This window comes from Phenylobacterium sp. (genome assembly GCF_046291545.1).
GTDB lineage: Bacteria > Pseudomonadota > Alphaproteobacteria > Caulobacterales > Caulobacteraceae > Phenylobacterium.
The window spans coordinates 135,529-154,573 of the sequence record NZ_JBKBSM010000003.1; the positions used below are offsets into that span (position 1 = coordinate 135,529).

The following is a 19,045-nucleotide window of genomic DNA, read 5'->3' on the forward strand; positions in this document are numbered from 1 at the left end:
GGGCTGTGGCTCGGCCCGGCCGGGCGATGCTCGCGACCGGAAGGGCCGATTCTGGGCGAATGGGGCTCATGAGGGGCCGTCCGCATAGCTCTCCCCCTGCGTGGTGCGTTCGGCGGTCCGGTCCCGCGCCGGGCCGGCGAGGCCGATCAGGATGAAGAGCAGGATGAGGCCGCCGCTGACCAGCGCCGCCCGGCGGAGTTGGCCGTCCATCAGGCGAGCCCCAGACCGGCGATCGCCAGATCAATCAGCTTGATGCCGACGAAGGGCGCCAGGAGTCCTCCGAGCCCATAGAGCGCCAGATTTCGGGAGAGCAGCCTGGCGGCTCCGATGGCCCGGTAGCGCACGCCGCGCAAGGCGAGCGGGATCAGGGCCACGATGATGAGGGCGTTGAAGATCACCGCCGACAGGATCGCGCTCTCAGGACTAGACAGGCCCATGATATTGAGCGCCGAGAGCGCCGGCAGCGAAGCCGCGAACATTGCCGGGATGATGGCGAAATACTTGGCCACATCGTTGGCGATGGAGAAGGTGGTCAGCGCGCCGCGGGTGATCAGCATCTGCTTGCCCACCTCCACGATCTCGATGACCTTGGTAGGATCGCTGTCGAGGTCGACCATGTTGCCGGCCTCGCGGGCGGCCTGGGCGCCGGTTTGCATGGCCACGCCGACGTCGGCCTGCGCCAGCGCCGGGGCGTCGTTGGCGCCGTCGCCGCACATGGCCACCAGCCGTCCCCTCGCCTGTTCCTCGCGGATCAGCCGCAGCTTGTCTTCGGGCGTCGCCTCGGCCAGGAAGTCGTCCACCCCGGCCTCGGAGGCGATCGCGGCGGCGGTAACCGGATTGTCGCCGGTGATCATCACCGTGCGCAGGCCCATGCGGCGCAGATCTGCGAAGCGTTCCTTCACGCCTGGCTTGACCACGTCCTTCAGGTGGATGACCCCGAAGAGGACACCGTTCTCGCTGACCGCCAGCGGGGTGCCGCCGGAGCGTGCGATGCGGTCCACCGCAGCGGCGAACTCGGCAGGGACCTGCCGCGGCTCGAGGCCAGAGTCCTTGAGGATCGCGTCCACCGCCCCCTTGCGCCAGACGTGGCCGTCAGCCTCCAGGCCTGAAAGGCGCGTCGTCGCGCTGAACGGAATGATCCTGCCGCCCGCCGGCGCCTCCACTGCAAGGCCCTGCCCGCGGATCAGGTCGACGATCGAGCGGCCCTCCGGCGTCTCGTCGCCCAGGGAGGCGAGAAAGGCGACACGGGCGATCATCTCCGGCCGCACGCCCGGGACCGGGACCAGTTCGGCGGCCATACGGTTTCCATAGGTGATGGTGCCGGTCTTATCGAGCAGCAGCGTGTCCACATCGCCCGCGGCCTCCACCGCCCGCCCCGACGTGGCGAGCACATTGACCTTCAGAAGGCGATCCATGCCGGCGATGCCGACCGCCGACAGCAGCCCGCCAATGGTCGTCGGAATGAGGGTGATGAAGAGCGCGCCCAGCACCAGCGGCTGGAGGGCCACGCCGGAATAGCGGCCAAGGCCCACCAGGCTTCCCACGGCGATGAGGAAGACAAGGCTCAGGCCCGCAAGCAGCACGGCCAGGGCGATCTCGTTCGGCGTCTTGCGGCGGTCAGCGCCCTCGACCATGGCGATCATGCGGTCGAGGAAGGTCTCGCCAGGCTGGGAGGTGACACGCACCTTGATCCAGTCCGAGACGACCGTCGTGCCGCCGGTGACGGCCGAACGGTCGCCCCCGCTTTCGCGAATGACCGGAGCGGATTCGCCTGTGATAGCCGCCTCGTTGACCGAGGCCACGCCCTCGATGATCTCACCGTCGGCGGGGATGATGTCGCCGGCCTCGACCAGGACGACCTGACCCGCGCCCAGTTCGTGGGCGGGCGTCGGAATGATGGTCCCGGCCCGTTCGTCGATGATCAGCTTGGCCCTGGTGGTCACGCGGGTGGCCCGCAAGCTGTCCGCGGCGGCCTTGCCACGTCCCTCGGCGATGCTCTCGGCGAAGTTGGCGAAGAGCACGGTCGCCCAAAGCCAGATTGCGACCTGGAGCGCGAAACCCCACCGCCCTCCCTCATCGCCTCCCTGGGCGATGGCGAAGCCTGCCGAGGCGCTGGCCAGCAGCGCCACGACCCAGGTGGCGAAGATGACGGGATTGCCGGTCAGCCGGCGCGGATCGAGCTTGGCGAAGGCGTCGCTCGCCGCTCGCGCCAGGACGGCGCCGGTGATGCCGGTGGCCAGGCCGGCGGCCCGTCGGCGGTTCTCGCCCAGTGAGGGCGGCGTGTAAGCGGTGGTCATGGAGGGTGTCCTGGGGGAGTGTCCTTGAGGACGGCGGCGTCAGCGAACACCGAGCGCCTGCAGCGCCTGGAAGTGCTCGACGATGGGACCGAGGGCTAGGGCGGGGAAGAACTGCAGGCCGCCCAGGATGAGGATCACGCCGATCAGCAGGCCGATGAACTGGACCGTATCGGTGGGCAGGGTGCCAGCGGTCGGGGCGAGCTTCGGCTTGACGGCCAGAGAGCCGGCGATCGCCAGGACCGCCACGATCCCAGGAAAGCGCCCGAGCAGCATGGCGAGGCCGAGGGTGGTGTTCCACCACGGGGCGTTGGCGGTCAGGCCCGCGAACGCCGAGCCGTTGTTCGCCGTCGCCGAGGTGTAGGCGTAGAGGATCTCGGAAAGGCCGTGGGGGCCTGTGTTCAAGAGGCCCTTCAGGGCCTGCGGCAGCACGGCGGCGACCGCTGCAAAGCCCAGAATCGAGAGCGGCAGCACCAGCACCAGCAGCATGGCGAACTTGATCTCGCGCGCCTCGATCTTCTTGCCGAGGTACTCGGGCGTGCGGCCGACCATTAGGCCCGCGACGAACACCGCCAGAAGGGCCATCACGACCATCGAGGCCAGCCCCGTGCCGACCCCGCCCGGAAGGATCTCGCCCAGCTGCATGAAGAACATCTCCACAGCGCCGCCCAAGGGCATGAAGCTGGCGTGCATGGAGTTGACCGAGCCGTTGGAGGCGCCGGTGGTGGCGGCGGCCCAGACGGCCGAGGCCGGCGCTCCGAAGCGCACCTCCTTGCCCTCCATGTTCGCCGAGGCCTCGACGCCAGCCGCGACAAGGGCGGGCGGCGCTTGCGTCTCTGTCCAGTAGAGGGCCGCCGCGCCCGTCGAGAGCAGAATGAAGGCCGCGGCCACCAGGGCTCGGACCTCCTTCTTCGCCAGAGCCGAGCGGCCGAAGGCGAAGAACGCGGCCCAGCCGAGCACATTGATCGAGACGGCCGCCAGGAGGTTCGCGAGCGGTGTCGGCCCCTCGAAGGGGTGGGCGGAGTTGACGTTGAAGATCCCGCCGCCGTTGATGCCGAGCTGCTTGATGGCGAGCTGGCTGGCGGTGGCGAAGAGCGATATCTTCTGCCGCCCGCCCTCCAGGGTCGTGGCCATGACCGAGCCGTCCAGGGTCTGGGGCACGCCCAGGGCGACGAAGGCGAGCGCCACGACCACCGACAAGGGCAGGAGCACCCACAGGGTGGTCCGCGTCAGGTCCGTCCAGAAATTGCCGAGCCCCTCCCCGCGGTTGGCGACGAAGGCCCGGGCCAGCGCCGCTGCAACCGTCGCGCCGGTGGCGGCGGAGAGGAAGTTCTGCACCGTGAGGCCGGCCATCTGGCTGAGGTGAGACATGGTGGTCTCGCCGCCATAGGACTGCCAGTTGGTGTTTGTGACGAAGCTGACGGCGGTGTTGAAGGCCAGGTGCTGGGAAAGCGCGCCGAACCCCTGCGGATTGAGGGGCAGCAGGCCCTGCAGGCGCAGGATGGCGTAGAGAGCCGCGAAGCCGGCGGCGTTGAAGGCCAGCAGCGCGGCGGCGTAGGCGAACCAGCCTTGGCTCTTGCCGGGATCGATCCCACCCAGCGCGTAGACAGCCCGCTCGACGGGCCGCAGCACCGGGTCGAGCCAGGTCCGCTCGCCGTTCCAGACGCGCGACATATAGGCGCCGATCGGCCAGCCGAAGCCGACGGCGAGTCCCAGGGTAAGGGCGATCTCCGCCCAGCCTTGCCAATTCATGGGAATTTGTCCGTTTGAAGCAGCCGCTTCAGAAGCGATCCGGCCGCAGCAGGGCCGCCAGCATGTAGCCGCCGATCAGCAGGGCGCCGGCGCACCAGAGCACGAGTTCCAGCATCTAGAGCCGCCGAAGCGCTGCGGCGAAGCCGGCGAACAGCGCAAAGGCGACGAAGCCCAGCGCCAGGAAGACGATGTCGAGCATTGAGTCCTCGGTCCAAGGTTCAGGACCGTGTCTTCGCGCCGAACCGCGTCAGGGCGCGAGAGGGCATATGCGGCTCGAGAGTAAGGGCCGCATAAGGATCGTCCTGGGCGAAGCCGCATTCGCCCGGCCATGACGGCGGGCAAGAAGCCCGATGTCCCGCCGGGGTCGCCTGGGGCGTTGGATGGCTTCATTCGTCATCGCCCGAGAGGAAGAGACGCCCTACCCCGTCAGTTCAGCGCCAGATCCCGGCGCTTGCCTGCCTGCCGGTCCCTTCAACGTCGCTGCAGGCCATCGATGAGGATGTCGATGATGCGCAAGGCGGAGGCCTGCCAGTCCTGGGGGCCGTCGGCGTAGAAGATGCCGACCATCGTGCGCAGGAGCTCTTCAGCGGTGATGTCGTCGCGAAGCTCGCCGCTCCTGGCGCCGCGGTCGAGGAGCAGGGCCAGCCCGTCCGTAAGCCGTTGGAAGGAATAGGCTTTCAACTCCGTGGAGCCGTAGGCGACGAGCTGCAGGGCCTCGACCATGCCCTTCTTGGTCGTCATCAGGTGGACGTTGGCGTGCAGCCACTGGCGCAGGGCCTCGACCGGCGGGGCCTCGTTCGCCAGGCGCTCGGCCAGGGCGAAGAGCTGGTCCACTTCGCTGCGGTAGACGGCCTCGAACAGCGCCTCGCGCGTGGGGAAGTGCCGATAGAGCGTGCCGATCCCGACGCCGGCCTCGCGGGCGACGGCGTCGAGCGTGGCCCCTCGCCCGCCGGCGCCGAAGACGCGGGCGGCGGCGGCCACCAGCCGCTCGCGGTTGCGTAAGGAGTCGGCGCGCGTGCGCCGGCTCGGTTTTTCCTTCTCAGCACCCATCTTCTCGGTCGGGCTCTTTTCCCCTTGATAAACGGAGGAACCCTCCGTTAAAGTGTACTCATTCGATCAGGGACCGTCGACGTCCCCGACCGGTCCACAGCACCTCACACCTCAGATCCCTGACGAGATCCCCAGCGTCCGCGCCGGCCGCATGCGTGCCGCCGGCTTGCCCATCCCCTTACCCCGGAGCGGAGCCCGATGTCGCTCTCCATAAGCCTCACGATCAACGGCCAGCTGCGAGCCGTAGACCTCGACGACCCGCGCGTCACCCTGCTCGACCTGTTGCGCGAGCGGCTCCACCTGACCGGCGCCAAGAAGGGGTGCGACCGGGGCCAGTGCGGCGCCTGCACCGTTCTGGTCGACGGACGGCGCATCAATTCGTGCCTGTCGCTGGCCCTCAGCCTCGACGGTGCGGAGATCGTCACCATCGAAGGCCTCGCCGAGGGCGAACGGCTGCATCCGGTGCAGGCGGCCTTCATCGCCCACGACGCCTTCCAGTGCGGCTTCTGCACGCCCGGACAGATCATGAGCGCGGTGGGCCTGATCGCCGAGGGGCGCGCCGGCGAAGACCCCGAGCGCGTGCGCGAACTGATGAGCGGAAACATCTGCCGCTGCGGGGCCTACAAGGGCGTCACCGAAGCGGTGCTGGACGCGCAGAAGGTCCTGACGGACACGGCGCGGGAGGACGCGGCGTGAACCGCTTCGACTATGTGCGCCCCACGAGCCTCGCCGAGGCGATCGCCGCCGGGCGCGAAGGATCGGCCTTCCTAGCCGCCGGCACCAATCTGCTCGATCTGATGAAAGGCGGCGTCGAACGGCCCGAGCGCCTGGTCGACATCAGCCGCCTTCCGGGCCTCGACGCCATCGAATGGTCGGCGGACGGGGCCGTGCGGATCGGGACGCTCGTGCGCAACGCCGACCTCGCCTATGACGCGCGCTTCCAGAAGGCCTTCCCCGCCGTCGCCGAAGCCCTGCTCTCGGGCGCCTCGGCGCAGCTTCGCAACGCCGCCACCCTGGGCGGCAACCTGATGCAGCGGACCCGCTGCCCCTATTTCTACGACGTGGCGAGCGCCTGCAATCGCCGCGCGCCGGGATCGGGCTGCGACGCGATCGGCGGCGAGAACCGGCTGCACGCAGTGCTCGGCTGGAGCGAGCACTGCATCGCCACCCATCCCTCCGACCTGTGCGTGCCCCTGTCGGCCCTGGACGCCATGGTCGAGGTGGAAGGCCCGCATGGCCGGCGCGAGATCGCGTTCGAAGCCCTGCATCTTCTGCCCGGCGAGACGCCCGCGCGGGAAACCGCCCTCGCCCCCGGCGAACTGATCGTCGCCGTGCGGCTGCCCGCTGAGGCCGCCGCCTTCGCCGGCCACGCCCGCTATCTGAAGCTTCGCGAGCGCACCTCCTACGCCTTCGCTGTGGTCTCGGCCGCCGCGGCGCTGAGGCTCGAGGACGGCGTGATCCGGGAGGCGCGGCTGGCGCTGGGCGGAGTCGCGGCCAAGCCCTGGCGGGCGCGGGACGCCGAAGCCATGCTGGCGGGCGCTTCGCCCTCGCCTGAAGCGTTCGCGGGGGCGGCCGAGGCGGCGCTGGCCGACGCCAGGCCCTCCGGCGAGAACGGATTCAAGATCGAGCTGGCCCGCCGCATCCTCGTCCGCGCGCTGAGCCTCGCCCTGCAAGGAACGCCGGAACAGACGCCCGCCCTTCCGGCCTCGCCCTTCGCCCCGACCTCCGGAGCCTCTCATGTCGCTTGAGACCCCTTCGCCCACCGCCCCCTATCGCCGCCATGGCTCCAACGCGGGCCAGCCGCTGACCCGGCGCGACGGCGAGTTGAAGGTCACCGGGCGGGCGACCTACGCCGCCGACAACCACCCCGCCGGAATGCTCTACGCCGTGACGGCGGTGAGCCGGATCGCCCGGGGGCGCGTGACCTCGCTGAACGTCGAGGCCGCCAAGGCCCATCCCGGCGTGGTCGAGGTGATCACGCCGGCCAATCGCCCCCCGCTGGCGCACGATCCGGACGTGAAACTGGGCCCCTTCGGTTTTCGGATCGAGGTGCTGCAGGACGACAAGGTCCGCTATGTGAACCAGCCCATCGCCCTGGTCGTCGCCGAGAGCCTGGAGGCGGCCACGGAAGGCGCGGCGCTGCTCGATCCGCAGTACGAGGCCGAGCCGGCCCGCGCGGGCCTGGACGACGGCGAACGCTATGGGCCGGCGGCCGTCGGGGTCGGCGCCCCGCCGCGCACGGCCTATGGCGACATAGAGGCGGGCTTCGCCGCAGCCGAGCGGATCGTCGAGGCGGACTACACGACCGCGGCCCAGTACCACAACGCCATGGAGCCGCATGCGGTGGTGGCCGAATGGGACGGCGATCACGTGACGCTGGACATGCCCAATCAGGCCCTCGTCATGAGCCGGGAGGCCTATGGCGTGTGGTTCGGCGTGCCGGCGCAGAACGTGCTGATCCGCTCGCCCTTCCTGGGCGGGGGCTTCGGCTCCAAGGCGATCCTGAACGGGCCGCAGATCCTGGGCATCCTGGCCGCGCGACACCTGCAACGGCCGGTGAAGCTGGTCCTGACCCGCGCCCAGATGTACGGGCCGGTGGGGCATCGGGGCGCCACCTGGCAGAAGCTGCGTTTCGGCATGGACGGCGACGGGCGGCTGACGGCGCTGCACCATCATTCGATCTCGGCGACCTCCAGCTTCGACGACTTCCTGGAGCCGGCGGCCAACGCCTCGCTGCACCTCTACGAAAGTCCAGCGATCCTGGCCGAGACCGAGGGGCTGAGGCTCGACATCGGCACGCCCGGACCCATGCGCGCGCCGGGCGAAGCCTCCGGATCGGCGGCCCTGGAAGCGGCGCTCGACGAGGCGGCCGAGGCCTGCGGCATGGACCCGCTGGAGTTCCGCCAGGCCAACTACGCAGAGACCGAGCCGGGCACGGGACGACCCTATTCGTCCAAGGCCCTGCGCGAGTGCTACGCAGAGGGCGCCAAGCGCTTCGGATGGGCCGGCCGTCCGCTGGCTCCGCGCCAGATGCGCGACGAGAGCGGCATGCTGGTCGGCTGGGGCGTCGGCACCGCGCTCTTCCCCTGCCCGCACTTTCCCGCCGAGGCCCGCGCCACCCTGCGCGCCGACGGCACGGCCCTGGTTGAGACGGCGGGGGTCGACATGGGCCAGGGCGCCTGGACCGCGCTGGCCCAGATCGCGGCCGAGGCGCTGGGGCTCGATCCGGACAAGGTCGAGTTCCATTCAGGGGTCTCCAGCCTGCCGGACGCGGGCGTCGCGGGCGGTTCGGGCCATACGGCCAGCGCGGGTCTGGCGCTGCACAACGCGGGCGAAGACGCCATCGCGCGCCTCGCCGAACTGGCCAGCGCCGATCCGGCCTCGCCGCTGTTCGGAGCGGGCAATGTCGGCGTGATCGCCCGCAGCGGGCGGCTGCACAGGCGCGACGACGAAGCGCGCAGCGAAAGCTATGTGGACATCCTCGCCCGCGCCGGCCAGCCGGTGGTGGTCGGCACGGGTCGCATGGTGCGCGACGAAGAGGCGGTGCAGTCCTGGGCGATGAACTCGCACGGGGCGGTGTTCGCCGAGGTGAAGGTCGACCCCGATCTCGGGCAGGTCCGGGTGACGCGGCTGGTCGGCGCCTTCGCCGCCGGGCGGATCATCAATCCCCGCCTCGTGCGTAGCCAGTACTACGGCGGCATGATCTGGGGCGTTTCCTTCGCCCTCCAGGAAGGCGTGATCACCGATCAGCGGACAGGGCGGATCATGAACGCGGACCTGGCCGAATACCACGTGCCGGTGAACGCCGACACGCCGAGCCTGGAAGCCATCCTGATCCCTGAAGAGGACGCCTATGTGAACCCCCTTGGGGTCAAGGGGGTGGGCGAGATCGGTGTCGTGGGCACGGTCGGCGCCATCGCCAACGCCGTGTGGCACGCCACCGGACAACGGGTGCGGCGCTTTCCGATCCGCCTCGAAGACGTTCTGGCTGGCCTGGCCTAGCGCCTCCAGGGCGCGGGTCCTGGCGGCCCGCCCTATGGTCTCGACCGAGAGCCAGTTGGCGCGGGGCCTATCCGCGGGCCATGCGCCTCTTCACGCGGGCAGTCAGCACATGGGCCTTCAGGGGCGCCGCGAGCGCCACCGCTCCGGCGCCCCCCGGCGTCCGGCCTATACCTGCGCCAGACCGCCGTCGACGAAGACCTCGCCGCCGGTCATGAAGCTTGCGTCTTCCGAAGCGAGGAAGGCGGCGACAGCCCCGGTTTCACTCGGATCCCCCAGGCGGCCGATAGGGGTGCTCGCGCCGAGCGCCTCGAACGCCTCTTCGCCGACCACCTCCCGCGCGAGGTCGGTCTTGGTCGGGCCAGGCGAGAGAACGTTGACGCGAATGCCGGTGCCCTGCAGGTCCAAGGCCCAGCTGCGCGCCAGGTTGCGAATGGCGGCCTTGGTGGCGCTGTAGACGCTGAATTGCGGCGTTCCCATCACGCCCGTGCTCGAGCCGGTGAGGATGATCGACGACCCTCGCCCCATCAGGGGCAGCGCCTTCTGAACCGTGAACAGGAGCCCCTTCACGTTGACGTCGAAAATCGCGTCGTAGTGTTCGGGCGTGATCTCGCCCAGGGGGGCGAACCCGCCGGTCCCGGCGTTGGCGAAGACGATGTCAATCCGCCCGCGCTCAGCCTTCACGGTCTCGTAGAGGCGGTCGAGATCGCCGAGGTCGGTCACGGATCCAGCCACGGCCCGTGCATTTGGGCCGAGCGCCTCCAGCGCCGCATCCAATTGGGCCTGCCGCCTCCCGAAGATGTAGACGAAGGCGCCTTCCTCGACGAAGCGCTTGGCTGCTCCTAGGCCGATCCCGGTGCCGCCGCCCGTCACCACCGCCGTCTTGCCGTTCAACCTGTTCACGATGTGCTCCTTTGCTCAGGTTGAACTCAGCTGGCGGCGCGCACACCTATCGACAAGTATGCACCTTTTGGTAAGCGCCTGGAAATGTCGTCGAACCCGCTCATGTCCGCTTCGAACCCAGCCCGAGACTGCACGCCCAACCTGCCCGGCTTCACATGCGGGCTGGACGCGACGCTCAGGGTGATATCCGGCAAGTGGAAACCGCTGATCCTATACTTTCTCGCCCAGGGTGGCCCCATCCGGTACGGCGAGCTGCGCCGAGCCATCCGCGACGCCAGCGACAAGGTGCTGATCCAGCAGCTCAAGGAGCTCGAGGCGGACGGCCTGGTGAAGCGGACCGACTACAAGGAGGTGCCGCCGCGAGTGGACTATAGCCTCACGTCGCTGGGCCGAAGCCTGGCCGAGGCGCTCGTACCGCTGTGCGCCTGGGGCACGGACAACATAGCCGAGGTGAGCCGAGTGTACGCCCAGCGAGAGATGGCTCGCGCCAAGCCCCAGTGATCCGGGGCCTTCCCTGGCTTAATGGCCGCCTGGCGGCAATGCCATGGGCCAGCCGCGGCGCAAGAGCTCAAGGCCGGCGCGCGCGCCCTCTTTGTCCATGCTGTGTCCGGCCGCCTCTGCACCGACGGCGCCGTGCCTGAACCGCGACGGCTGCGCCCGCGAGCGCATCGATTTCGACGCAGGCGGGGGGCGCCCTGGACCTCGGCGACAGCCGTCAGCGCCCAGCGCTGCGTCTACGGAGATTTCCTGACCCTGGCCCGCGTGGAGCTGCTGGCGCGGGGGAGACGTAGTCGGCGTTGTGGCGGTCTGAACGCCCTCGATCAGGCCCGTCACGTCGCCTGGGCGGGCCCAGCGAAACCGGGGCCGCCGACCTCCACCGTCAGGCGGCTCAGGCGCTGAAGCTCGCCGACCCAGCCGTTCGGCCAGTTCGCTCCAGCGCCGCTGCGATCGGCGGCCAGCGTGGACGCGTGACGTTGAATCTGCATCGACAACTGTGCGGCGATCTCATGGGAGGGCAAGCCCAGAGCATGGTCTCCCCGGCGCGTGCGGAGCGCCTCGAACAGGAGCACATAGGCCACAGCGCCCAGCTCTTCCCCGCCCCGGCCCAGCAGCAGGACGTGGAGGGCGTCTTCGACCTGGCGACGGACGTCGTCCCCTTCGCCGCTGTGAGCCAGGGCGTAGAGCGCGCTCAGCACCAGCGCCAGGTCGGTCTTTCCCGGCGACGGCGACCCCGGCGGCAGGAAGGCGTAGTCGGCCTCGCCGAGCAGCAGCCCGGCCATGTTCCGCTCGGCGACAGCGCGTGCGACGCGCTCATTCAGGGTGGGCTGCGCCTGGGTCATCCCCCGCCTCCGGACAGCGGTCTCACACGAATCTGGCTTTGCGGCACCGGGTCGGTCACCACTTCCGGCACGCCGCCCGAGGTGACGCCCCCGGGCCTGTAGTTCGCATTGGAGCCTGACATCTCGGCGGTCGGCAGACGAACATTGTGTTCGAGAGGATCGGCGACGTCCACACGCATCAACCTCGTATCGCCGGACCAGCTGTCGATGCCAAGCTTCTCGCCGAGCGCCGCGGGATTGGGTCCGACCTCATCCAGCAGCCTGTCCATCTCGGCCCTGGAGGTCATGAACTGTCCGTCGGCCCGGCCTACGCGCGGGGCGTCCTTGACGTAGAGCAAGTACTGCTCCTCGGTCAGGAGAAACGAGCCGCCCTCCGCCAGTTCGTCCGCCATCTTGGGCGATATCCCGCGGGCGACGGCGCGTTCCAGGGCCGCCGCTCTTGCGGCCCGCATCGCGCGCATCGCGTCGGCCGGCGCGCCGAACACGGGCGCCGCACCCAGCGCGGCCAGGGTGCGGTCGAGCCAGCCAAGGCGGTCGCCGGTCAGCAGGTCGCGTCCGGTGAGAGCGTCGTGAAGTCCGCGTACGGCGCCGGCCAGCGTCTGGTCCAGGAGAAACAGCCCAATGATCGTCGCGGCGGCGATCAGGGCCGCCAGGGCGTTCTCGGCGGTGAGGCATTCACAGCCGGGCTGGAACGAGCAGTGGTGCGCCCATGCCGAACCCGCGCTGGCGAGGACCAGAAGGCCGAGCCACGCCGGGCTCGTCTTCGCCCCTGTTCGCAGGAGCCGCCTCACCCAGGCGGGCGGCGTCGGCGCCGCCTCGCCGGGCGGAACCTGCGGCCAGAAGATGAGCGTCGCGGCCGTCACCAGCACGATCGAGGCCGCGGCGGTCGGCATGGTGCGCAGGCCAAGCCCGTCGCGCAGCAAGAGAACGCAGCCCTGCGCCAGCCAGAAGGCCAGCACGTATGACGCGATCAGCCGCAAGCCTGCCGGCGCGTTCCGCACCAGCCGGTCCCAGCGAGCGACGAGTTCCCTCGCCGAGAGCATGCGCCGCCCCGTCAGGACCGCAGCTATGGCGAGGGCGAACGCCACGCCTCCCGCGAGGCTGGTGAAGAGGCCGGCGATCACCAGGGCGAACAGCGCCCCGCGCAGCAGGACCTGGACCTGCCAGGGCGGTTCGAGCGACCGCCCGGGGACGCCCCCGACCGCCACCGGGCGCAGATAGGTGAGCACTAGCTCAAGCCCCCAGCGGCCAAGCCCGGCGGCGAGCGCGATCCAGGTCAGGTCATGCAGAGCGTAGCCGAAATGGACGGTCTCATGCTCGCCGAAGCCCACGAGCCGGAGCGACACCTCCTGACCCCGCCACAGGAAGAGCGGGCGCAGGGCGACCATCGCCAGGCGTGTCCAGAGTTCGACGAAGGCGGCGGCGAACCCCGCCGCGACCAGCCCGTTCAGAACAGCGAGCCGGCCCCTGAAGGCGGCGACCAGCCGTCCGGCCTGGGGCGCTGTGACGATCAGCTGCGCCAGGAACAGCCAACTGACGAGGATGGCGCAGACGTAGGCCGGTCCAAGCGCGCCGAATTCGCCTCGCGCGTATCTCAGCGCATCGGCCACGACAAAGCCGGCCAGCGCCCAAAGACCCGCCTGCCCCGAGACAATGCCGATCGCAGCCAGCAGCGCCAGCATGTAGGGCGCGCCGGTGTAGACCGGATCGAGGCCACGGTCGGCGAAGCCGGCGAAGAGGCCGGCCGCGAGGGCGGCGGCGACGGCCGCAGGGCCTAGGCCCGGAACGCCCGCCAGGTAGGCGCCGTCGCCCAGGGCACCGCCCAGCCCAGGCGCCAGGCGCCCCAGGCTGCGCGGCGCGGCCCGCCATTGCAGCGCGGCGAGGCCCTTCAGAGCTCTCGGCGAGGCCCGGGCGAACAGCCGACGCCAACCGACGCCCCGTCGGAGCCCCTCATTGCTCAAGGCCGCCGCCTCCGCCCCGATTCACGGGATCACCGCCGCCGGCCATCAGCCACCGCCGCCCGCCAGGCTTTCCTTCAGCGCAGCGACGGTGTCGCCGTAGTCATAGGTTCCGAGCGTCACCCGCTGGAGATCGTCCGAGACGTTCGAATCGGCCACCACATAGAACGAGATCACCCGGCCACATCGGTCCGGCATGGGGTCATAGCGCCTCAGGAAGGCGTTGAAGGATTTCAGCCGATCGATGGCGAAGGTCGCGCAGAGCGCAAACACCGGGTCCTTGGGGGAGATCGGCGCTCCGGCAGCGTCCGCCACCTGGCCATAGGTGTTTGCATGATAGATGGCCGGATCGGTTCGCGTGAACGGGCCGTAGATCTTCGCCATCTCGGTCTCGACGCCACGACGCGACCCCGGGGCCTCGGTCGGCCAGTTGATGGTTTTGCTGAGGCGGACCGCCCGCAGCGCCCCAGGCGCACCGGCGAAGGAGACGTTCAGCTCTTCCTGCTGACCGAACTCGCCGCGGGTCACCAAGAAGAACGGCACGCTGTTGCGGCCGTACGGGTCGTCGCCCAACGGCACCTGTGATGTCTGAAGCTTGAAGGCCGGGCCAAGGCAATCGACGAGCGCAGTCACTTTTTCCGGAGTCATGCCAAGTTCCACGCCCCAGAAGTCCAGCGCCTGCGGCTCAGGAAAGGGCGGGCACGCAGAGCTGTTACTGTCGACGGGCTGCACTTCGGGCGTGCCGGCGGCGCCGGACTGGCCGGCGGGGGCCTGCGTGGCTGGCGCCGGAGCCGCCGCGGCGGGGGCCTGACCCGCTTGTCCCGCTTGACCCGGACTGCAGGCCACGAGGGGCAGACAGCAGGCGCCGAGCGCCGCAATTACGAATCGACGGAACGTCATGCCGGGGGAGGCGCGAAGACTCATGCGGGAACTCCGAGGAGGATGGCTCTGCCAGGGCCGGGCCACTGCGGACAGAAAAATGGGGGACGCCCTCGCGGGCAAGGCGCCGAAAGGATCTGCAGCGCCCGGCATGGCTCAACAGCCCGCGGCATAGGCGCGCTCCATCGCCCCCACGACCGTCGGATCGCCCGGATAGGTCGACGCATGCACCTGGGCCTGTAGGCAGCGGAGTTCTTCACGGCTCTTCTGTTGTCGACCGTCCACCTCGGCCATGGGATCATCGGCTGCGCGAGCAGGTCCGCTGTCCGCGGCGGCGAGGAGGGCCAGCCCGCCGACCAGCACCGAGCCCCAGAACTCCCGCGAAGCCCTGTCCTGGGCCATCTCAAGGTGGTCAAGGCGTGCGATGACGCGATCGGCCAGAGGCCCGAACATCTGGTCACCAGAGGCCTTTACAATAAGCAGGCGCTCGCGGGCCAACGCCCGCTCCTGGTTCATCCGCTCGCGCCAATACGACACATCCTGGCGCTCCTCGGCGTAATCCAGCGCCGCTTGGGTGTGGGCCAGCCCCAGGTGTACATTGGCGAGGAGGTCGCCTGCATCGGCGGCGTAGGTGACAAGAATCCCGCAGAACAGCTCGGCGTTCTCGTTCCGCGGACGCGCCGGCCCTTGAGCCTCGGGGTCCATCGACGACAGGCGCCCGCAGTCGCCGCGGCTCATCGCATCGATCACCCAGCGGCCGAGCAGGCCGGCTCCGCCGTTTTCGGCGGCGCGGTTGAAGATCTCGAGCGTGCCGTCGCCCCGCATCTCGTCCACGGGACGCAGTCGCCCGGACTCCACGGCCCGCAGCTCGCCAAGCAGCACGAGCGCGCCCACGTCGCCCCCCGACGCGAGCGGCGCAAGGAACGCCTCCGCCCGGTCACGATCGGCCCCCGCCCCGCCGGCCTCGCTCAGCTTGACGACGCCATAGCCGGAGCCGAGCCTCGCCGCGGTGGAGAATGCATCCATCGCCCGCGCCTGCGCGGCCGCGCCCTCGCCGTCATAGGCTAGGGCCAGATAGGCACGCCCCAGGTGCTCATGGGCCGAGGCGGATTGCGGGTTGAGCTGGACCGCCAGCTCGCAAGCCTGCACGGCCGAAGGATTGTCGACCTCTCCATACGGCCGAAAGACATCAGCGCCATCCAGCTCGGAGGCGGTGACCCTCACACACTCGGCCAGGGCCTCTGTGCTCGACAGCTTCGAGGCGGTGTCGGACCGCCCGCAGCTCAAGAGCGTAACTGAAGCTCCCACCAGCAGGGCGGCGCGCAGGGCGCGGCCGATCCTCAAGACTTTGGTCATCCCTGGCTGCACTGACGCCACCCCTCTTCCAGCCACGATGTGTCGCTCGTCGCCGATCCGCCCCATCTTCATTGTCGGGCGCTGCACGGCAAAGGCAAAGGAGATCGCGCGACGCGGGCATGGGCGCCCGGATTCAATGCAGTTCGCCCAGGAGGTGGTCCGCCTGTTCCGCCAGGCGTCCTCCCTCCTGCGTACGTGCGCTGGCGAGAACGCGCCGCGCCGCTTCGAATTCAGCCTGGCTTTCGGCAAGAGCGTTCATCTGCCGATACCGCACGCCCCAGTAGATATGCTTGCGCGCGACCTCAAGGCTCGCGGCCGCACTTCCGTTCCTGCTCGCGATCTCGAACAGGGCGTCGGTGGCGTGGACGGCGTTCTGCGCCTCCGCAGTGTCCGCCCGCCGCCGATCCACCTGCCATCCGCGGGCCAGTTCGTACACCTCGGCGGCGAAGCCTCCCTGCGCGGCCGAGTCGATGGCCCTGAGCCCCTCATAGCTTTCGCCGGTTCCGAAGCGGCGCAGCCGCCCATCGGGATGGGCCAGTCGAGCAAGCCCGCCGAGAAGCTGCTCGGAGGGTTCCTGGCCGATAGGGGCGGCTTCCGCCGCCTCCCCGCGCTCAGCGAGGATGTGCTGGCAAGCTTCGACCGCCGCCCTTGCCGCCTCCTCGCCGCCGCCCGACGGTGAACAGGTCGCCTTGCCCATGGCTTGCACCCTCGGTCGAGCTTCGCCGCCTTGGGCGGAGCTAGGGGCTTGCCCGCACGCCGCCAGCAGCGCGCATGCGAGAGCGCTGAACATCATCGGCACGCGGCCGCCTCGGGGTTCGTACCAGGCGCCGATCATGTGTCCCTCTGGGCTGCTCGACCATTTGTGCGAGGGCCAAGCTTGGTTAACAATTGATGGATCGCAAGTGGGGCCGGAGCTTACCCGTGTCGACTGAGGACAAAGACGCAGACCAGCCGCCGCCCGGCAGCGGACAAACCGCCAAGCCGCGCCGCTCCCGGCTCGGCCTGGCCGCCGCGGGCGCCGGGCTCGTGATCATCGGCCTCGTCATCGGACGCGGGATGGCCGGCCCGAGCGGCCAAGGCCAGGCTGCGGCGCCCGGCATGGAGGGCGCGGCGGGGTCGGGGGCCGGTCCAGGATGGCGAAACCCGCTGACGCCCGCTGAGCCGCCGTGCGTCCGCGTCACAGCCGAGGGGATCGGCGACGCCGTCTCGGCGGATTTCGCCAGCGCGCTCGCGGCCGCCGCCCCGGACTGGCGGGTGTCCACCACCGTCGATCCCGGGGCCTGCGAGCCCGACGTCTGGATCCAGGTGGTGGCCGATCGGTTCGAGCTGACGCGGGACGAGGGATTTGATCGCTATGTGACCCCCGGCTTCACCGGCGCCGTCGCCTCCTCGGCGCGAGGCGCAGGCGAGACCCTGCGGCTGGGCCTCGCCGTCGAAGCCAAGCTCGACGACCTGATCGAGAGCCTGGCGCAGAATACGGCCAACGAGCTGCGCAGCGCGCGTCCCTGGCGAAAGGCGCAGGAGCCCCGTCGCCCCGAGCCCGACGGCAAGTCGTGCGTCAAGCTGGTGAACGAGTCCGAGTATCGTGACGACGACGAGGCCCGCCGGCTGCTGCAGGCTGCGCGCCCCTGGTACATCGTCGGCGGGCCCACCCGGGAAGACTGCACCCCCGACGCCTGGATCGCGCACCACGCCACGACGATCGAAAGCGCAGCTGGGAGAGCCGGATCGGTCGTCGCCTTCGCCATGGCCACAAACCACAACTCCGCACCCGCCATCGCCCTTACATGGGCGGCCGATGAAGGGCGAGCCGGCGCGCAGGCCACAAATCAGTTGATGCAGGGCGCGCCCAGCCAACTCGAGTAGGTCCGATCCGTGAGGAACTCCGCCCTGCAGATGATCGCCTGACGCGCGGCAAGCGTCGCTGTTCACTTGCCGTTCAGCTTGGTGAAGATTTCGTAAGCGCGGGGCGCGAAGGCAAGGGGCTCAAGATGATGACGAGTTTTGTCACCCTTTGCGCGCGGCCCCGTCCGCCCATTCGTCGATCCAACACCACGGCTCGTCTTCACGAGGTTTGACACCATGGCTAATCGCTTCTGGACCGCGCTCCTGCCGGCGCTCGCCGCCGCCGCCCTGAGTGCGGGGAGCGCCGCAGCGGCGCCTGGCGCGGTTCCCGCCGCCGAGATTGGCGGCGCCAAGGTCGGCATGATCTATTCGGAGGTCCGCAAGCGGATCCTCGCGTCTGGCTACAAGCCCGTCGCCCGCCCGGCGGACGAGTTCTGCGGCTACAACGAGCCCTGCAAGCTTCCCGAGACTGAGGCTTGCGCCGGCACGGGCCAGGGACAGTGCAGCTACGCCTTTCGGAAGGGAAGCCGGCGCATCCAGGTCGACGGCGTCGGCGCCGAGGAAGGCGGGCCGCAAGATCAGAAGGTCATCCGCATCGAATTCGTCAACTGATGCGGTCGCTCCGCCCTCGTCAGGTCGTCCTGGCGCTCCTGGCGGCGGCTTCGTCGGCCGGCGCCGCGCAGGCGCAGCCGGCGGCGATCTCGCGGGAGGCCCTTGCCGGCGCCTGGACCCCGCAGGGCACGCGGTGCGCCGATGCGCAGTTCGTTACGGTCTATCTGCGCGACGGACGCACCTATTCGTCGATGACGTCCAAAGGACCGCGGACCGGCGGCGTCTTCATCGTGGCTGGAAACGTGCTGGAGGAACGGCTGAAGACGATGCCGGCCTTCCGCACCAATTCCCCCGCTCTGGCGCGCTATGAAGACCAGTATCTGATTGAGCGCCGCACGGTCTTGAAGGTCACCGCCGATCGCCTCGATCTGGGCTTCCCGGGCAATCGCAACCCGAACGTCACGACGCCGCCCCTGGGAAAGTGTCCTGAAGGCGCAGGCGTCGAGCCCTGGTTCCCGCGCGAGCCCTACGGCGGGTTCGCGCCGATGCGAAAGCTGCTTCCGCCCGCAAACTGAGTCCTGCGCTCGAAGAAGCCCCACACATCTGGATGATGACATGCACGGATCTGCGAAATTCAGCGCGCTCACCCTGGCGGCGACGCTCGCGCTGACGTTCGGGGCGGCCGGGCCCGCCGCGGCGCAGGCCGCCCCGCCGGTCCGGGTCGGCGACCTGTTCAGGCCGTCCGCTCCCCCGGCGGGCTGGACCTATCTTGGCTATGGCTGCAAGGAGACTTTCACCGTCTGCGCGCACGCGCTTCGGCGGGGCGCCGCCTTCCTCGTCGTCCAGACACGGCCGGTGAATCATCGCCCCGGACAGCCGCTCCTGAGCGAACGCGTCGTCCGCGTCACGCCCTACGCGGCCCGGGCCGGCGAGACGACGGGATGGAACTGCTACATTGACGAGCAGTGGCCGCTTCTCGTCTTCGTCCCGCCGCACCGCAGGTCAGCCCGGGCGATCGTGCTCGACAAGGCCGACAACTATGTTGAGGTCGAACGTCGGCTCACCCAGCCGAACTGGTGCGAGTTCGACGTCGTCGATTGAGGGGCCGCCGGCGTGC

At 69.8% G+C, this 19,045-nt stretch carries 19 protein-coding genes; 8 read left to right on the top strand and 11 right to left on the bottom strand.

All coding sequences use genetic code 11. The features are described 5' to 3' along the window. Positions 1-66 precede the first annotated feature (66 nt). From ACK4YQ_RS10090 to ACK4YQ_RS10110, 5 genes are all read right to left on the bottom strand, one after another. Positions 67-210 carry a hypothetical protein gene (locus ACK4YQ_RS10090; protein ID WP_409610941.1) on the bottom strand — a complete coding sequence of 48 codons (144 nt, stop codon included), beginning with the start codon at positions 208-210 and terminating at the stop codon, positions 67-69. Further along, positions 210-2,297 carry a potassium-transporting ATPase subunit KdpB gene (gene kdpB, locus ACK4YQ_RS10095; RefSeq protein ID WP_409610943.1) on the bottom strand — a complete coding sequence of 696 codons (2,088 nt, stop codon included), beginning with the start codon at positions 2,295-2,297 and terminating at the stop codon, positions 210-212. Before kdpB ends, ACK4YQ_RS10090 begins: the two co-directional genes overlap by 1 nt. A gap of 39 nt (positions 2,298-2,336) precedes the next feature. After that, the gene (gene kdpA / locus ACK4YQ_RS10100; RefSeq protein ID WP_409610944.1) at positions 2,337-4,046 is read right to left on the bottom strand and encodes a potassium-transporting ATPase subunit KdpA; all 1,710 of its coding nucleotides are present in this window, start codon (positions 4,044-4,046) and stop codon (positions 2,337-2,339) included. 28 nt (positions 4,047-4,074) lie between these two features. Next, the gene (locus ACK4YQ_RS10105) at positions 4,075-4,161 is read right to left on the bottom strand and encodes a potassium-transporting ATPase subunit F (RefSeq protein ID WP_409611324.1); all 87 of its coding nucleotides are present in this window, start codon (positions 4,159-4,161) and stop codon (positions 4,075-4,077) included. A gap of 356 nt (positions 4,162-4,517) precedes the next feature. After that, complete coding sequence (locus ACK4YQ_RS10110) at positions 4,518-5,096, bottom strand: TetR/AcrR family transcriptional regulator (RefSeq protein ID WP_409610946.1); 579 nt, start codon at positions 5,094-5,096, stop codon at positions 4,518-4,520. A 198-nt stretch (positions 5,097-5,294) separates the two neighbouring features. On the opposite strand from ACK4YQ_RS10110, the gene ACK4YQ_RS10115 reads away from it, so the two are divergent. The 3 genes from ACK4YQ_RS10115 to ACK4YQ_RS10125 are packed head-to-tail and all read left to right on the top strand — an operon-like array spanning position 5,295 to position 9,098. Further along, the gene (locus ACK4YQ_RS10115; RefSeq protein WP_409610948.1) at positions 5,295-5,792 is read left to right on the top strand and encodes a (2Fe-2S)-binding protein; all 498 of its coding nucleotides are present in this window, start codon (positions 5,295-5,297) and stop codon (positions 5,790-5,792) included. Next, positions 5,789-6,844, top strand: a complete 1,056-nt coding sequence (locus ACK4YQ_RS10120; RefSeq protein ID WP_409610950.1) for an FAD binding domain-containing protein — start codon at positions 5,789-5,791, stop codon at positions 6,842-6,844. Before ACK4YQ_RS10115 ends, ACK4YQ_RS10120 begins: the two co-directional genes overlap by 4 nt. Next, complete coding sequence (locus ACK4YQ_RS10125) at positions 6,834-9,098, top strand: xanthine dehydrogenase family protein molybdopterin-binding subunit (protein WP_409610952.1); 2,265 nt, start codon at positions 6,834-6,836, stop codon at positions 9,096-9,098. Before ACK4YQ_RS10120 ends, ACK4YQ_RS10125 begins: the two co-directional genes overlap by 11 nt. Before the next feature lie 165 nt (positions 9,099-9,263). Here ACK4YQ_RS10125 and ACK4YQ_RS10130 read toward each other — a convergent pair whose 3' ends face one another. Next, positions 9,264-9,998 (bottom strand): SDR family NAD(P)-dependent oxidoreductase, encoded by a 735-nt coding sequence (locus ACK4YQ_RS10130; protein WP_409610954.1) that lies wholly within the window; start codon positions 9,996-9,998, stop codon positions 9,264-9,266. 102 nt (positions 9,999-10,100) lie between these two features. Between ACK4YQ_RS10130 and ACK4YQ_RS10135 the strand changes: the two genes are divergently transcribed. Then, positions 10,101-10,499, top strand: coding sequence for a winged helix-turn-helix transcriptional regulator (locus ACK4YQ_RS10135; protein WP_409610956.1), 399 nt, complete (start codon positions 10,101-10,103; stop codon positions 10,497-10,499). Positions 10,500-10,828: 329 nt separating this feature from the next. Here ACK4YQ_RS10135 and ACK4YQ_RS10140 read toward each other — a convergent pair whose 3' ends face one another. The 5 genes from ACK4YQ_RS10140 to ACK4YQ_RS10160 all read right to left on the bottom strand — a co-directional run bounded on the left by ACK4YQ_RS10140 (position 10,829) and on the right by ACK4YQ_RS10160 (position 16,228). After that, a complete protein-coding gene (locus ACK4YQ_RS10140) occupies positions 10,829-11,338 on the bottom strand; it encodes a hypothetical protein (RefSeq protein WP_409610958.1) in 510 nt (169 codons plus the stop codon). Continuing rightward, complete coding sequence (locus ACK4YQ_RS10145; RefSeq protein ID WP_409610959.1) at positions 11,335-13,299, bottom strand: hypothetical protein; 1,965 nt, start codon at positions 13,297-13,299, stop codon at positions 11,335-11,337. The genes ACK4YQ_RS10140 and ACK4YQ_RS10145 overlap by 4 nt, the downstream gene beginning before the upstream one ends. Before the next feature lie 45 nt (positions 13,300-13,344). Continuing rightward, positions 13,345-14,220, bottom strand: coding sequence for a hypothetical protein (locus ACK4YQ_RS10150; RefSeq protein WP_409610961.1), 876 nt, complete (start codon positions 14,218-14,220; stop codon positions 13,345-13,347). Between the two features lie 111 nt (positions 14,221-14,331). Continuing rightward, positions 14,332-15,519: a hypothetical protein gene (locus ACK4YQ_RS10155; protein ID WP_409610963.1), complete on the bottom strand. Its 1,188-nt coding sequence runs from the start codon at positions 15,517-15,519 to the stop codon at positions 14,332-14,334. Between the two features lie 145 nt (positions 15,520-15,664). Further along, positions 15,665-16,228: a hypothetical protein gene (locus ACK4YQ_RS10160; protein ID WP_409610965.1), complete on the bottom strand. Its 564-nt coding sequence runs from the start codon at positions 16,226-16,228 to the stop codon at positions 15,665-15,667. A 224-nt stretch (positions 16,229-16,452) separates the two neighbouring features. Here ACK4YQ_RS10160 and ACK4YQ_RS10165 point away from each other — a divergent pair, with 224 nt between their 5' ends. From ACK4YQ_RS10165 to ACK4YQ_RS10180, 4 genes are all read left to right on the top strand, one after another. After that, entirely contained in the window at positions 16,453-17,397 is a 945-nt protein-coding gene (locus ACK4YQ_RS10165; RefSeq protein ID WP_409610966.1) for a hypothetical protein, read from the top strand. 216 nt (positions 17,398-17,613) lie between these two features. After that, the gene (locus tag ACK4YQ_RS10170) at positions 17,614-17,988 is read left to right on the top strand and encodes a hypothetical protein (RefSeq protein ID WP_409610968.1); all 375 of its coding nucleotides are present in this window, start codon (positions 17,614-17,616) and stop codon (positions 17,986-17,988) included. Continuing rightward, positions 17,988-18,503, top strand: a complete 516-nt coding sequence (locus ACK4YQ_RS10175) for a hypothetical protein (protein ID WP_409610970.1) — start codon at positions 17,988-17,990, stop codon at positions 18,501-18,503. The genes ACK4YQ_RS10170 and ACK4YQ_RS10175 overlap by 1 nt, the downstream gene beginning before the upstream one ends. A 40-nt stretch (positions 18,504-18,543) precedes the next feature. Further along, complete coding sequence (locus ACK4YQ_RS10180; RefSeq protein WP_409610972.1) at positions 18,544-19,029, top strand: hypothetical protein; 486 nt, start codon at positions 18,544-18,546, stop codon at positions 19,027-19,029. Positions 19,030-19,045 lie beyond the last annotated feature (16 nt).